14 protein-coding genes are annotated in these 12,902 nt (G+C 74.0%); 4 read left to right on the top strand and 10 right to left on the bottom strand.

All coding sequences use genetic code 11. The annotated features are described in order from the left end of the window. Entirely contained in the window at positions 1 to 492 is a 492-nt protein-coding gene (locus tag ACQEVB_RS20500) for a DUF6879 family protein (RefSeq protein ID WP_432973771.1), read from the top strand. Then, a complete protein-coding gene (locus tag ACQEVB_RS20495) occupies positions 482 to 1,366 on the top strand; it encodes a helix-turn-helix domain-containing protein (protein WP_432973769.1) in 885 nt (294 codons plus the stop codon). Before ACQEVB_RS20500 ends, ACQEVB_RS20495 begins: the two co-directional genes overlap by 11 nt. Here ACQEVB_RS20495 and dapF read toward each other — a convergent pair. From dapF to ACQEVB_RS20480, 3 genes are read right to left on the bottom strand one after another with little or no spacing between them, the layout of a single operon-like run. After that, entirely contained in the window at positions 1,363 to 2,211 is an 849-nt protein-coding gene (gene dapF / locus ACQEVB_RS20490) for a diaminopimelate epimerase (protein ID WP_432973767.1), read from the bottom strand. The two genes, ACQEVB_RS20495 and dapF, sit on opposite strands and share 4 nt — an antisense overlap. Position 2,212: 1 nt before the next feature. After that, the gene (gene miaA / locus ACQEVB_RS20485; RefSeq protein WP_432973765.1) at positions 2,213 to 3,115 is read right to left on the bottom strand and encodes a tRNA (adenosine(37)-N6)-dimethylallyltransferase MiaA; all 903 of its coding nucleotides are present in this window, start codon (positions 3,113 to 3,115) and stop codon (positions 2,213 to 2,215) included. Further along, positions 3,112 to 3,795, bottom strand: coding sequence for a hypothetical protein (locus tag ACQEVB_RS20480; RefSeq protein ID WP_432980456.1), 684 nt, complete (start codon positions 3,793 to 3,795; stop codon positions 3,112 to 3,114). The genes miaA and ACQEVB_RS20480 overlap by 4 nt, the downstream gene beginning before the upstream one ends. Before the next feature lie 227 nt (positions 3,796 to 4,022). On the opposite strand from ACQEVB_RS20480, the gene ACQEVB_RS20475 reads away from it, so the two are divergent. Further along, positions 4,023 to 5,534, top strand: coding sequence for a DUF349 domain-containing protein (locus tag ACQEVB_RS20475; protein ID WP_432973763.1), 1,512 nt, complete (start codon positions 4,023 to 4,025; stop codon positions 5,532 to 5,534). 6 nt (positions 5,535 to 5,540) lie between these two features. On the opposite strand, the gene ACQEVB_RS20470 is transcribed toward ACQEVB_RS20475, so the two are convergent. The 6 genes from ACQEVB_RS20470 to miaB all read right to left on the bottom strand — a co-directional run bounded on the left by ACQEVB_RS20470 (position 5,541) and on the right by miaB (position 10,329). Beyond that, complete coding sequence (locus ACQEVB_RS20470; RefSeq protein ID WP_432973761.1) at positions 5,541 to 5,963, bottom strand: Rv0361 family membrane protein; 423 nt, start codon at positions 5,961 to 5,963, stop codon at positions 5,541 to 5,543. Then, on the bottom strand, positions 5,963 to 6,634 hold the full coding sequence (locus ACQEVB_RS20465) for a hypothetical protein (RefSeq protein ID WP_432973759.1): 672 nt from the start codon (positions 6,632 to 6,634) through the stop codon (positions 5,963 to 5,965). Before ACQEVB_RS20465 ends, ACQEVB_RS20470 begins: the two co-directional genes overlap by 1 nt. A 5-nt stretch (positions 6,635 to 6,639) precedes the next feature. Further along, positions 6,640 to 7,587 carry a hypothetical protein gene (locus tag ACQEVB_RS20460; RefSeq protein WP_432973757.1) on the bottom strand — a complete coding sequence of 316 codons (948 nt, stop codon included), beginning with the start codon at positions 7,585 to 7,587 and terminating at the stop codon, positions 6,640 to 6,642. Positions 7,588 to 7,677: 90 nt separating this feature from the next. Then, entirely contained in the window at positions 7,678 to 8,361 is a 684-nt protein-coding gene (locus ACQEVB_RS20455) for a hypothetical protein (protein ID WP_432973755.1), read from the bottom strand. Between the two features lie 25 nt (positions 8,362 to 8,386). Then, complete coding sequence (locus ACQEVB_RS20450) at positions 8,387 to 8,875, bottom strand: Rv2732c family membrane protein (protein ID WP_432973753.1); 489 nt, start codon at positions 8,873 to 8,875, stop codon at positions 8,387 to 8,389. Further along, positions 8,872 to 10,329 (bottom strand): tRNA (N6-isopentenyl adenosine(37)-C2)-methylthiotransferase MiaB, encoded by a 1,458-nt coding sequence (gene miaB, locus ACQEVB_RS20445; RefSeq protein WP_432973751.1) that lies wholly within the window; start codon positions 10,327 to 10,329, stop codon positions 8,872 to 8,874. The genes ACQEVB_RS20450 and miaB overlap by 4 nt, the downstream gene beginning before the upstream one ends. 63 nt (positions 10,330 to 10,392) lie before the next feature. On the opposite strand from miaB, the gene ACQEVB_RS20440 reads away from it, so the two are divergent. Further along, complete coding sequence (locus ACQEVB_RS20440; RefSeq protein ID WP_432973749.1) at positions 10,393 to 11,352, top strand: TAXI family TRAP transporter solute-binding subunit; 960 nt, start codon at positions 10,393 to 10,395, stop codon at positions 11,350 to 11,352. A 136-nt stretch (positions 11,353 to 11,488) separates the two neighbouring features. Here ACQEVB_RS20440 and ACQEVB_RS20435 read toward each other — a convergent pair whose 3' ends face one another. Continuing rightward, positions 11,489 to 12,901, bottom strand: a complete 1,413-nt coding sequence (locus tag ACQEVB_RS20435; RefSeq protein WP_432973747.1) for a sensor histidine kinase — start codon at positions 12,899 to 12,901, stop codon at positions 11,489 to 11,491. Between the last annotated feature and the right edge of the window lies 1 nt (position 12,902).

The raw sequence follows: 12,902 nt of genomic DNA, 5'->3' as shown, positions 1-12,902 counted from the left end.
ATGCAGCGCGAAGCGTTCCGCCTGCAACAGCACCAGAGCTACGGCGGTGTTCGTGGACCGGAATGGGACGCGTGGCAGGCGGGGAAACCGATTCCGCCGATCACGCCCGAGAGCAACCCGTTCCAGGCCAAGACGGCTGCCTGGACTGCTGAGGGCAAGCGCGTGTACGAGGTCGTGATCGTCGAGTGGCCGCTGGTCGAGTACGTCCGGTACGCGTTGGCGATCATCCCGATGTGTGCCTGGGACGGCTCCGAGACCTTCATGGTCGACCGCGATGTCCACCCTGACCTCGCCACTCTCACCGAGGACTTCTGGATGTTCGACGACGAACGGGTCGCCGTCATGAACTACGACGAGAACGAGGCGTTCGTCGGCGCGACACCGCCCGAGCTGCCGATCGCGGAGTACATCGCCCGGCGTGATCTCGCCATGAAGTACGCCGTACCGTTCGACCAGTGGATGCACGAACACCGGGATCAGCTTGATCGCTGACCACGGCCCGGACGTCGAACCCAGCAGGCGCCGCCGCACACTTGCGGCGGCGCTTGTCGCCATGCGCGAGGCGACGGGCCTGAACCAGACGGAGTTCGGCGCCCGCTCCGGCATGAATCAGCCGAAGGTCTCGCGATTGGAGACCGGCCGCCAAGTACCGACCCTCGACGAGGCGATGGCGTGGGCCGACGCCGCGGGCGCATCGCCGGATCGACGCGAGGACCTGGCCGAGCAGGTGCGGATCGCCTTGCGCGAGCCGGTCGAGATGGCCGAGTACCTGGAGCGCGGGGCACCCCATCGTCAGCGGCAGATCGGCATGCAGGAGCGCTCTGTCGGCCTGATGCGCGACGCGCAGATCTCGATCGTCCCTGGCCTGTTGCAGACCGCCGAGTACACCCGGCGGCAGGTCGGACTCAGCGGGCTCCTGCGTCCCGAGCTCGGGGGTGACAGGACCGCGAGCCTCGTCGCCTGGGCCGAACGCAAGGAGGCCCTGTACGACCCCGACCGCCGGTTCGAGTTCGTGATCACCGAGGCTGCGCTGCGCTGGCGCCCGGGCCCCGACGACGCTCCCCACGTGCTGCGCGCCCAGCTGCGACACCTCGCGTCGCTCTCCACCCTCGCCAACGTGCGGATCGGGGTGATTCCATGGCGGACGCCGATGCACAGCTGCCCCGAACACGGCTTCATCATCTACGGCGAGCCCGGGAAGGACCCGGAGGTCTGGGTGCACACGGGCACGAAGACCACCAGCACCGAGCATCGCGACCCCGACGATGTGGCGATCTACCAGCGGTTGTGGGAGCTACTGGTAGCCGACGCCCTCTTCGAGGACGACGCGCGCGCCGAGCTGGACCGGATCGCCTCGACGCTCTAGTGCGCCGACCACCACGCGTCGGAGAGCTCCCCCTCGGCCACCAGCACGGCCGGACCCGAGAGGGTCGTGCCGTCGGGGGTGACCGTGACGCGCAGCGGCCCGCCCGGAGTCGTGACGGCGACGGTGCCCTCCGCGCGGCCCGCGCGGTGCAGCGAGGCGGCCACCGCCGCGACGGTGCCGGTGCCGCAGGACCGCGTCTCCCCCACCCCGCGCTCGTGGACGCGCATGGTGATCGCGTCGTCGTGCAGCGGGGAGACGAACTCGACGTTCACCCCGTGCGGGAACAGTGCCGGGTCGTGCGCTGGGGGCCGGGCGAGGTCGAGCGCGTCGATCGGCTCGTCGGTGATGCAGACGAGGTGCGGGTTGCCGATGTCGACGGCGACGCCCGGGTACTCGCGCCCGTCGACGACGGCCGTGCTGGCCGGGCCGACCACGGCAGGCCCCATGCCGACCGCGACGTCGCCGTGGCGGGTGTCGCCGCCGGCGAACGCGACGGTGCGCAGGCCGCCGCGGGTGCCGATCGTGAACTCGGGCTCGGCCGCCAGGCCGGTGGCGGCGAGGTAGCGGGCGAACACCCGCACCCCGTTGCCGCACATCTCGGCGATGCTGCCGTCGCCGTTGCGGTAGTCCATGAACCACTCGACGCCGGGCTCGGGCTCGCCGACGCCGGTGTCATCGGCGGGGATCGCCTTCCAACGGACCACGCGCAGCACCCCGTCGGCGCCCAGGCCCTGCCGGCGGTCGCACAGCGCGGCGACGCGCGCCGCCGTCAGGTCGAGCGCGCCGTCGGGGTCGGGGAGCACCACGAAGTCGTTCTGGGTGCCGTGGCCCTTGCTGAACCGCACGTCACCAGGTTACGCGGGCGAGTGCCTGCTCGATCAGGTCCGGTGCCGAGCCGTCCAGCCAGGTGATGCGCTTGTCGCGGCGGAACCACGAGCGCTGCCGGCGCACGAAGCGGCGGGTGCCGACGACGGTATCGGTCGCGGCGCGTTGCAGGTCACCGTCGTCCAGGGCGGCGAGCACCTGCTGGTAGCCGAGCGCGCGCGACGCCGTCGGGCCGTCGCGCAGGCCGGCCGGCAGCAGCCCGCGCACCTCGTCGACGAACCCGGCGGCGAACATGCGCGCCACCCGCCGGGCGATCCGGACGTCGAGCTCGTCGGTGGGGCGGTCGACGGCGAGCAGCACCGCGTCGTATCGGGCGGGGCCCGGCTCGGGCAGGGTCGCCCGGAACGGCCGGCCGGTCAGGGCGATCACCTCGAGCGCGCGCACGATCCGCCGCCCGTTCGACGGGAGCACCGCGGCGGCCGCCGCCGGGTCGACGGCGGCGAGCCGTCCGTGCAGCGCGGCCGGCCCGGTCGCCGCGAGCTCCGCCTCCAGCTCGGCCCGCAGGGCGGGATCCGTGCCGGGGAACTCCAGGTCGTCGATCACCGCCTGCACGTAGAGGCCGCTGCCCCCGACGAGCACCGGCGTGCGCCCGTCCGCCCGCAACCGTTCGACGACGGCCCGCGCGTCGCGCTGGTAGGCCGCCACCGAGGCCGTCTCGGTCACGTCGAGCACGTCCAGCAGGTGGTGCGGCACACCGCCGCGCTCGGCCGGCCCCAGCTTGGCGGTGCCGATGTCCATGCCGCGGTAGAGCTGGGCAGCGTCCGCGTTGACGACCTCCCCGTCGAGTGCCTGCGCGAGCGCCACCCCGAGGTCGGACTTGCCCGTGGCCGTCGGACCTGCCACGACCACCAGCGGCGGATTCACCGGCGCCACACCGCGACGTGGTAGCCGACGCCGAACGGCGCGCCGCTGTACAGCAGCTCCCCCTGCCAGCCGCCACCGGCGGCGCCCGCGAGCACCTGCCATGGCGCTCGCCCGGACGCCCACAGCTCGGCGGCCAGGTCGGCATCGAGGCCGGCCAGCGCGTCGACGTCGGCGGCGGCGAGCGCGGCGGCCACCTGATCGTCGAAGGCGGCGGAACGCTCGTCGAGGTGGCCGGGGGCGCGCTCGGTGTGCTTGGCCGATCCGTCGCCGACGACGAGCAGACCGCCGTCCCGACGACCGAGCTCGGTCCCCAGCTCGACGCAGTCCCGGGGTGCGGCGTCCGGTGCCACCAGCTCTCCGCGCAGCGTGACGCCGTGGACGGCACCGAGCCAGGCCGCGACCAGCAGCGGCAGCGGCAGCGCGGGATCGACGTCCCCGTCCGCGTCGCGCGACATCCCGACGACCACGTCGGCACCGAACCCGACGAAGCTGCCGCGCGTCGCCGGACCGACGGAGCGCCGACCGCCGGCGTCCGCACCGACGACCGTCCACTCCTGGGCGGCCGCCGCGAGTGCGCCCGCCGCAGCGCGTGCCGCAGAGCGCAACGGCTCGGTCTCCGCGGTGGCGCCGGTCGCCAGCTCGGGGACGAGCAGTGGCGGCTCGGGAACGACCGCGATCATCGACAGCACCCGGGCGAGGGTAGAGCGCGATCGGGTGTTCGCCGACGCTGACCGGCCGTTGACTGAGAGGGACCGGTTCGAGGCGTTCCGTTGCCCCCTGCGGACCTGTTTCAATCGCCGGACGTCATCCGACCGACCGAACGGCCGATGACCGCAGCTGTGCACGGCCCCGCACCAGCGGCGGGGCGCCCGTCCCGCGTGGACGGGCCGGACGCAAGGAGGACCAGGTGTCGGAATCGAACACGGACACGGACACGAGCAGCGCCACCGCGGGGGACGACGCTGCTGAGCCCACGGAGCAGAGCGCGGAGCACCCCGTGTCGAGCGACACCCCTGCCGAGGAGCCTGCGGCCGAGGCTCCCGCGCCGAGCCCGGCGATCCCCGCGGCCCGTCCGGCCCCGCCGCCTGCCCCGCGTCCGGCGCCGCCGAAGCCCGCCCCGCCCGGAGCGGGTCCGCGACCGGTCGTTCCGCCCCCGGCCGTCCCGGCCGCGGCCGTCGCCGTGCCGCCGTGTCCGGTGCCGACCGCGAGCACCGACCCGGCCAGGTGGGGCCGGGCCGACGCGGACGGCACCATCTACCTGCGCACCGCCGACGGCGAGCGCCGCGTCGGGTCGTGGCAGGCGGGCACCCCGGAGGAAGGGCTGGCGCACTACGCCCGCCGCTTCGACGACATCCTCACCGAGGTCGAGCTGCTGTTCGCCCGGCTCGTCGCCGGTGGCGACCCGCGCCCCACCATCACCAGCGCTCGCGGCCTGAAGGAAGGGCTGAACGGGGCGAGCATCGTCGGCGACATCGACGGGCTCGTCGCGCGCATCGACGAACTGCTGGCCCACGCCGACAAGGCCGCAGGGGCCGCTCGCTCGGCGCGGGACGCCCAGCGCGCCGAGGCCGTCGCCCACAAGGAGCGGCTCGCGGCGGAGGCGGAGGCGCTCGCCGCCGAGGCGACCCAGTGGAAGCAGGCGGGCGACCGGTTCAAGGCGATCCTCGACGAGTGGCGCGCCATCCGCGGCGTGGACCGCAAGACCGACGAGCTGCTGTGGAAGCGGTTCTCGAAGGCACGGGAGGCGTTCAACCGGCGCCGCGGCTCGCACTTCGCCGACCTCGACCGCCAGCGCGCCGCAGCGCGGACGCGCAAGGAGGAGCTGGCGAAGGAGGCGGAGTCGCTCGCGAACTCCGACGACTGGGCCGACACCGCTGCGCGCTTCCGCGACCTGATGGCGGAGTGGAAGGCGGCCGGCCGCGCCCACAAGGACGCCGACGACGCGCTGTGGCAGCGGTTCCGCAGCGCCCAGGACGCGTTCTTCGCCCGCCGGTCCTCCACGTTCGCGGAGCGCGACGCCGAGTTCGCCGCGAACGCCGAGGCGAAGAAGGCGCTGCTCGCGGAAGCCGAGAAGATCGACGTCTCCGACCCGGACGCGGCCCGCGCCGCCCTGCGCGCCGTGCACGACCGCTGGGAGGAGATCGGGAAGGTCCCGCGCGACGACATCCGCCCGCTGGAGGCGCGCCTGCGGGCCGTCGAGGACCGGGTGCGGGAGGCCGCCGACCGGCAGTGGCGGCGCACCGACCCCGAGGCGGAGGCGCGGGTCGCGCAGTTCCGCGAGCGCGTCAACCAGTTCGAGGCGCAGGCGGCGAAGGCCGAGGCGGTCGGCGACAAGCGGCGCGCCGAGCAGGCGCACGCGCAGGCCGAGCAGTGGCGGGAGTGGCTGCACACCGCGGAGGCGGCGGTGCAGCAGCGCTGACACCGCTCAAGGGGTGCACAGGACCCAGCGGTCCTGTTCCTTGCGCAGCTGGACGCGGCCGCCGATCCCGTCGACGACGACCTCGGCGCTCGCGGTCGTCCCCTCGACCCGGACGTCGCGGATCTCGCGGTGCGGCCGAGCCTGCGTGGAGCGCTTGGCCGCGTCGGGGTCGTAGTCCTCGTCGTCGACGACGGCCTGCGCCTCCTCGGCGCACATCATCGCCACGGCGGCCGGCAGGTCGCCGCGGTCCACGGCGTCGGCGAACCCGGTGATGGTCGTCTCGACGGCGGTCGCGTCCCGGCCGCCGACGGCGAGCCAGACGGCACCGGCGCCGATCGCGACGAGCACCGCCGCGACCAGGACACCGACGACGACGCCCCGCCGGCGCCGAGCAGGCTGCTGCGGGTAGGGACCCTGCGGTGGATGCATCACGACGCGAACCTCCCGGCCATGAGCTGGTCCAGCTCGTCGAAGAAGTCGGGGCACGGCTCCACCTCGGTGCCGTCGACGACCGCGACGGCGCCGGGCGGGAGGTCGGGCGACGTGCAGTAGTGCAGCGCGCCGCCGTCCGTGGCGACCACCATGAGCCGGGTGGCGTCCTCGTCCACGCCGTCGAGGGGGCCGTCGGCGCCGCGCCACCGGGCGAACGTGCTCATGTGCCGGGGGTCGATCGGCCCGTACGACTCGCCGTCCGGGGCGGTGAAGCCGCCGTGGACGCTGCGCAGGAACTCCGTGGCGGGCGCCGGCAGCGTGTCCGGGAACGCGGCCTGCCGCACGGCCGCACCGGCCGGGAGGTACCCGGTCCACGCGATCGGCTCGTCCGCGTCGGTGCGGGTGAGGTAGGCCAGCGCGGTGCGGTCGTGCACGACGCACAGCCGCACGTCGACGAGCCTGTCGCGCAGCTGCGCGCTGAACCGCGGCAGCGCGGCGCACAGGTCGGCGTTCCACAGGGCCAGCGCGGCCGCGGTCCGTTCCGCGGGCGCGGCCGCCGCGGTGATCGGCTGCCAGGCGGGCGGCAGGTCGGCGGGCGTGCGGTCCGGGACGATGACCGGGGTGCCGGCGAAGGCTGCCGTCAGCTCGTCGGACGCGTTGCTGGTCACAGCGCTCACCCCTCGCCGTACGTGTCGTGGATGCGCTTCATGATGTCGATCAGCGCGGCCAGTGTCCGCTTCTCCAGCGCGACCTGATCGGCGCGCCACTTCGGGTCGATGCCGGCGACCACGGACATCGAGCCCGAGCCCTTCATCGAGTTCACGTCGCTCGCGATCCACTGCAGGTTGCTCGCCGCCGTGGCGACCGCCCACATGTCGTCGGGGCGCAGCCGGATGAACTCCGCCGTGTACATCAGGCGGGCGATGGTGATGATGTGGTCGGCCGAGACCGCGGCGTTGCCGTTCGACCGGGCCTGGATCTGGCGCCCCGGCCGCGACGGGTCGGGATCGCCGACCTGGGGCCGCGAACGGCCCTGCAGCACCGCGTCGACGTCCGGGTTGATCTTCGGGTTGCCCTGGCGGATCGCGTCGTAGAGCGGCCGGGCCGGGGTGCCCCGCGGCACCGCCGGCCGCTTGGAGACGTTGACCGGCGGCCAGCCGGCCGGCAGCCCGTCCCGCCCCTTGCGGATCGCGTCCCGGCGGGTCGAGCTGATCGTCAGCGGTGGCGGCGCGCCCGTCACCTGCGGGTGCAGCTCGTTGCGGATGGCGAGGCGGTTCTGCAGCTGCAGGAGGCAGCTGCGCAGCGCGGTGAGCGTGGTCTGCTGCTCGGCGTTGAGCGCCGCGGCCTCGGCGTCGTACGCCTGCAGCGCCGCGGCCTGGCGGGGCACCACGAACTGGTGCGGCCGGGCGTTGTGCGCGTCGATCTTCTGCTTGGTCGCCTCGGCGGCGGTCAGCTGGCCCTGGCAGGGCGGTGGCTCCGGCTCCTGCTGGCCGATCGGGTCGGGCGGGACGGGTTGCTGCGCGGCCGCCGGAACGGGCGCGAGCAGCAGGAGCAGGGCCGCGACGAGGGCGGCGACCAGCGCTGCCGAGCGTGCGCCCAGGGAACCGCCACCTCGCCGCATCCGGCACCCCCCGCGCTCGCCGGGCGGCCTCTGCGCCACCCGTCCGACGGTGACGACCCCGCGCGTCTCCGATCGGTTGGGGCGGATCCGTCAGAAGGTGAAGACCCGCAGCCACTCGGCGTGGCGCACGACGTAGCCGAGCCGGCGCAGCGCCGTCACCGCCGGCCGCACGTGCATCGCGCCGTAGACCACGGCGACGGTGATCTGCTCAGTGCTGCGCTCGTCGTGGATCGCGGTGAGGGCGGCCGCGAGCAGCGCGTCCCGGCGGTCCCCGAACAGCGCTCGCACCTGGCTCTCGTCGGCGTCCACGTCGACGAGGACGCCGTCGTCGAGCGCCATCTGACGGGCGATCTGGGCACGGGTGGCGAACGTGCGCATCCACCAGCCGACGGCCGGGGCGCCCACCGACGTGATCAGCCGCTCCCCCAGGTCGACGGCGTTCCAGTGCCGGTCGAACTCGGCGCCGTCCATGTCGGGCCGGATCACCGGCCGCCCGACCTCGACCATCTCCTGAGGCTGGACGACGAAGCCCAGCCGGGGATTGCCGGCCGCACCGGCGTAGGCACTCGTGAGCGTCGTGACGGCCCTGCCGCCGCGGACGCCTTCGGCGACCACGAGGTCGTGGCGGCGCAGCAGGTCGGAGACCGCCGCGAAGAACTCCGGCGGCCCGACGTGCAGCATCGGCACGAGCGTGAACCGCAGCGGGGTGCCGCGCCGCGCGAGGGTGGCGACCGCGACGCGCACCTCGGCGCCGGTCGCGTCGACGATGTCCACCGGCGCTCCCCCCGAGCGGCTCAGCTCAGCGACGCAAGGCGATGCGCGCCCAGTTGGCCGCCAGCAGCACCATCGCGACGACCGCCAGCACCATGCCGATGCCCGGGCCCGGCTCACCGATCGGCACCCCGACCTGGCGGGTCCACAGCGCCCACAGCCCGTTGATCGAGGCGATGCCGCCCCCGACGGCGCACAGCCAGGCCAGCGCCCACAGCCGGGTGGCCAGCGCCAGCGCGGGCAGGACCAGCCCGAACGCGAGCGAGGTGAACGTGAACAGCCGCACCAGCGGGCCGAGCGGCGCGAGCCCGGCCAGCACGGACCAGCCGGGCGTGTAGCCCACCCACGGCAACAGCAGGCCGACGAGCAGCACCAGCATCGCGACGCTGATCAGCAGAGCGGTGGGGCCGGGGTCGGTGCGCCGCAGGAACGCCTGCTCGGCGCCGCGCAGCTCTGCGTCCAGGGCGTGCAGCTCGGCGGGGACGGGGTCGCCGCCGGGGCGGTTGTCGCTGCTCACGAGGCACCTCCGCAGGCGGCCGCGACGGGTGCGAGCGGCGCAGGCGCGCCGAAGCCGGGCAGACCGAGACCGGTGGCCCGCACCGGCGTGCCGTGCGCGTCGCCCGCGCGGGTGCGGCGGTGGCTGCGCACCGGCCCGTCGGCGACGAGGTGGTGCGGTGCGCCGTAGGTGACCTCGACCTCGACGATGTCGCCGGGCCGGATCTCCCGGTCGCCGGGGGTGAAGTGCACGAGTCGACCGTCGCGGGCGCGCCCGCTCATCCGCTGGGTGGCGCCGTCCTTGCGGCCCTCTCCGGACGCGACGAGCAGCTCGACGACCCGTCCTTCCAGCGCCCGGTTCTGCTCCCAGGAGATCTCCTCCTGCAGCTCCACGAGCCGCATGTACCGCTCCTGGACGACCTCCTTGGGCAGTTGGTCGGGCAGGTCGGCGGCCGGGGTGCCGGGGCGCTGCGAGTACTGGAACGTGAACGCGCTGGCGAAGCGCGCGGTGCGCACGACGTCGAGGGTGGCCTGGAACTCCTCCTCGGTCTCGCCGGGGAACCCGACGATGATGTCGGTGGAGATCGCGGCGTCGGGGATCCGTTCCCGCACCTCGTCGAGGATGGAGAGGAACCGCGCCGACCGGTAGGAGCGGCGCATCCGCCGCAGCACGGAGTCCGACCCGCTCTGCAGCGGCATGTGCAGCTGCGGGCACACGTTGGGGGTCTCGGCCATCGCGGCGATCACCGACGAGGAGAACTCCCGCGGGTGCGGCGAGGTGAACCGCACACGTTCGAGGCCGGGCACGTCGCCGCAGGCGCGCAGCAGCTTCGCGAACGCGTCCCGGTCGCCGAACTCCACGCCGTACGCGTTGACGTTCTGCCCGAGCAGCGTCACCTCGAGGACGCCGTCGGCGGCCAGCGCCTCGACCTCGGCGAGGACGTCGCCCGGCCGGCGGTCGCGCTCGGTGCCGCGCAGCGACGGCACGATGCAGAAGGTGCACGTGTTGTTGCAGCCGACGGAGATCGACACCCAGCCGGCGTACGCGGACTCACGGCGCGTCGGCAGCGTGGAGGGGAACACCTCGAGCGACTCGGCGATCTCCACCTGGGCCGCCTGGTTGTGCCGCGCCCGTTCCAGCAGCACCGGCAGCTTGCCCACGTTGTGCGTGCCGAACACGACGTCCACCCACGGCGCCCGACGGACGATCGTGTCGCGGTCCTTCTGCGCGAGGCAGCCGCCGACGGCGATCTGCATGCCGGGCCTGGCCTGCTTGACCGGGCGCAGGTGGCCGAGGTTGCCGTAGAGCCGGTTGTCGGCGTTCTCGCGCACCGCGCAGGTGTTGAGCACGACGACGTCGGCCTCGTCGGTGGCGGAGCGCTCGTAGCCCGCGGCTTCGAGCAGCCCGGCCATCCGCTCGGAGTCGTGCACGTTCATCTGGCACCCGTAGGTGCGGATGGTGTAACTGCGGGACACGTACCGAGGGTATGCCGTGCGCGGCGGGTCGACCGAACCGGCCGGACACGACAGGATGGGCCGGTGCTCGATCGGCGCGCTCTGCTCCGCGGTCTCGCCGTCGCGGGCGGACTCGCCGTGGCCGGCGGCATCAGCGGGTGCGCCTCCCCGTTCACGGAGGTGCGGCTGCGGCTCGCCACCGGCGGCACCCAGGGCGTCTACTACACGCTCGGCAGCGCGCTGGCCGAAGCGTGGCAGCAGGAGCTCGGCATGCGCGTCGCCCCCGAGGTGCTCGCCACCGCCGGATCCGTCGACAACCTGCGCCTGCTCACCACCCGCGCGGCCGACGTCGCGTTCTCCCAGGTCGACGCCGCCGCCGACGCGCTCGCCACACTTCCGCCCGGCAGCTCCACGCGGCCGTCCGCGCTCGGCCGGGTCTACGACGAGTTCGTGCACATCGTGGTCCGGCGGGACGCCGCCGCCCACCGCCTGGCGGATCTGCGTGGCCTGCGCGTGTCCGTCGGGGCGAAGGAGTCGGGCGTCTACTTCGTCGCCAAGCGGCTGCTGGAATCGGCCGGGCTGGCCGTCACCGACCTGCAAGCCGCCTACCTGGGCATCAACGACTCCGTCTCGGCGATGCAGGAAGGGCGCATCGACGCGTTCTTCTGGACGGGCGGGGTGCCGACGGGCGGGGTCGACAACCTGGCCTCCCACATGCCGATCCGTCTCCTGGACCTCACCGACCTGCTCAAGACGATCCGCACCCGCTACCCCGTCTACGCGCCGGGCACCGTGCCCGCCCGCAGCTACGGCATCGAGAAGTCGATCACCACGGTGCTGGTGCGCAACTTCCTGCTCGTCGACGCGTCGATGCCGGACGACCTCGCCTACTCGCTGATCAAGGCGCTGTTCGAGGCCCAGTCGAAGCTGGTGGTGATCAACCCGCTGGCCCGCTCGATCGACCTGCGCGCCGCCATCAGCACCGAACCGATCCCCCTGCACCCCGGCGCGCTGCGCTACTTCCGCGAGGCCAAGGACGCTTGAGTCCAGTCACCCTCGGTGACGGTCCCCGCCGGCCCACGTGCGTCGAGAACGAAATTGCGGTGATCGAAAAGGCCTGTTGATCACCACAACGTCGTTCTCGACGGGTGACCGCCGGACAGTTGGCTACGCTGAGTGCTCACGGGGCGTCGTCCGGGGGTGGCCAGCCCGCGCGGCTCAGCACCGCCGTGATGCGCAGGCCGCCACCCGGCGGGAGGTCCAGCCGCAGCAGTCCCCCGCCGACCTCGACGGTGCGCGCGGCGATGGCCAGCCCCAGCCCGGAGCCCTCCACGTTGTCCTGTCCCGGCGCCCGCCAGAACCGGCTGGTCGCGCGGTCCAGGTGCTCGGGGTCCATGCCCGGTCCCGAGTCGCGGATGGCGATCTCCACCAGCTCGTCGTCCGCGCCGGCGGCCGTGGTGCAGACCGTGATCCGACCCCCCGGCGGCGTGAACTTGACGGCGTTGTCGAGGACGGCGTCCAGCACGGTCTCGATGGCTCCCGCCGGCACCATCGCGCGCAGTCCGCGGGTGCCGGTGATCTCGAGCGTGATCTCCAGGTGCTCGGCCAGCGGCCGCCACACCTCGACGCGCTCGGCGATCGGGGCGTCGATCGCCTGCACCGTCACCGGGACGGTGCGCTCGGCGCGGGCCAGCGCCAGCAGCCCGTCGAGCAGGGTGGAGAGCCGTTCGGCCTCCTCCAGCGCGGCCGCGTGGTCGTCCAGGGCCTCCGGTACGACCTGCCCCTCCAGGTTCGACAGGCGCAGCCGCAGCGCCGTGAGCGGGTTGCGCAGCTGGTGGCTGGCGTCGGCGACGAACGCCCGTTGCGCCGTGTACGCCTGCGTCACCGTCTCGGCCATGCGGTCGAACGACTCGGTCAGCCGGCGCAGCTCCGGCGGACCCGAGTTGTCCGACACCGGCTCGGGCGCGGCGCCGGCGAGAACGGCGGCAGCGACGCGGCCGGTGCCCTCGTCGAGCCGACGGACCGGTCGCAGCGTCCAGCGCACGATCGGCAGCGCGACCAGCACCGCCAGCGCCAGCGCCAGCACGGAGGCCGTGGCGATGCCGATCCACACCACCAGCTGCTCGGCGTGCAGCGCGCCCGTCGGCGAGATCGTCACGACCGCGCCGCGCACCTCCGTGTCGACCAGCACCGGCTCGGCCAGCACCATCGGCCGGTCGTCCCACGGCATGAGCAGCGGGTACGGCTTGGACGGGCGCGCGGCCAGCGCGAGGGCCAACCGGTCCTGCCCGTCCGCGTCCAGCTCGGGAGCCGGGACGCGCGAGCTCGCCCGCACCGTGCGGGCCGCGTCGATCACGAGGACGGTGACGCCGAAGGTGTCGTCGAAGCGGCGCAGCTGCGCGTCCAGCCCGGTCGGGTCGTCCTCCGTCAGCGGCCGCACCGCCAGCGACGCGAAGTAGACGGTGTCGGTGAGCCGGTTGGTGAACAGCTTCGACTGTGCCGCCTGCGCGCTGTAGACGGCCAGCGGTACGCCGAGCCCTGCGGCCAGCAGGCCCACCAGGAACAGCACGACGACCAGCAGGCGGGTGCGCACC

The sequence above is a fragment of the Pseudonocardia sp. CA-107938 genome, assembly GCF_050936315.1.
Taxonomy (GTDB): Bacteria; Actinomycetota; Actinomycetes; order Mycobacteriales; family Pseudonocardiaceae; genus Pseudonocardia.
The sequence above is the reverse complement of the archived record's forward strand: the minus strand, read 5'-3'. Positions and strand labels throughout refer to the sequence as shown.

What these genes read in the sequence shown, in the direction of transcription:
- ACQEVB_RS20480 (WP_432980456.1), bottom strand. Translation starts at nt 3,795, where the DNA reads ATGATCGCGGTCGTTCCCGAGCCGCCACTGCTCGTCCCCGAGCTGGCG.
- ACQEVB_RS20470 (WP_432973761.1), bottom strand. Translation starts at nt 5,963, where the DNA reads ATGCATCCACCGCAGGGTCCCTACCCGCAGCAGCCTGCTCGGCGCCGG.
- ACQEVB_RS20500 (WP_432973771.1), top strand. Translation starts at nt 1, where the DNA reads ATGCAGCGCGAAGCGTTCCGCCTGCAACAGCACCAGAGCTACGGCGGT.
- ACQEVB_RS20460 (WP_432973757.1), bottom strand. Translation starts at nt 7,587, where the DNA reads ATGCGGCGAGGTGGCGGTTCCCTGGGCGCACGCTCGGCAGCGCTGGTC.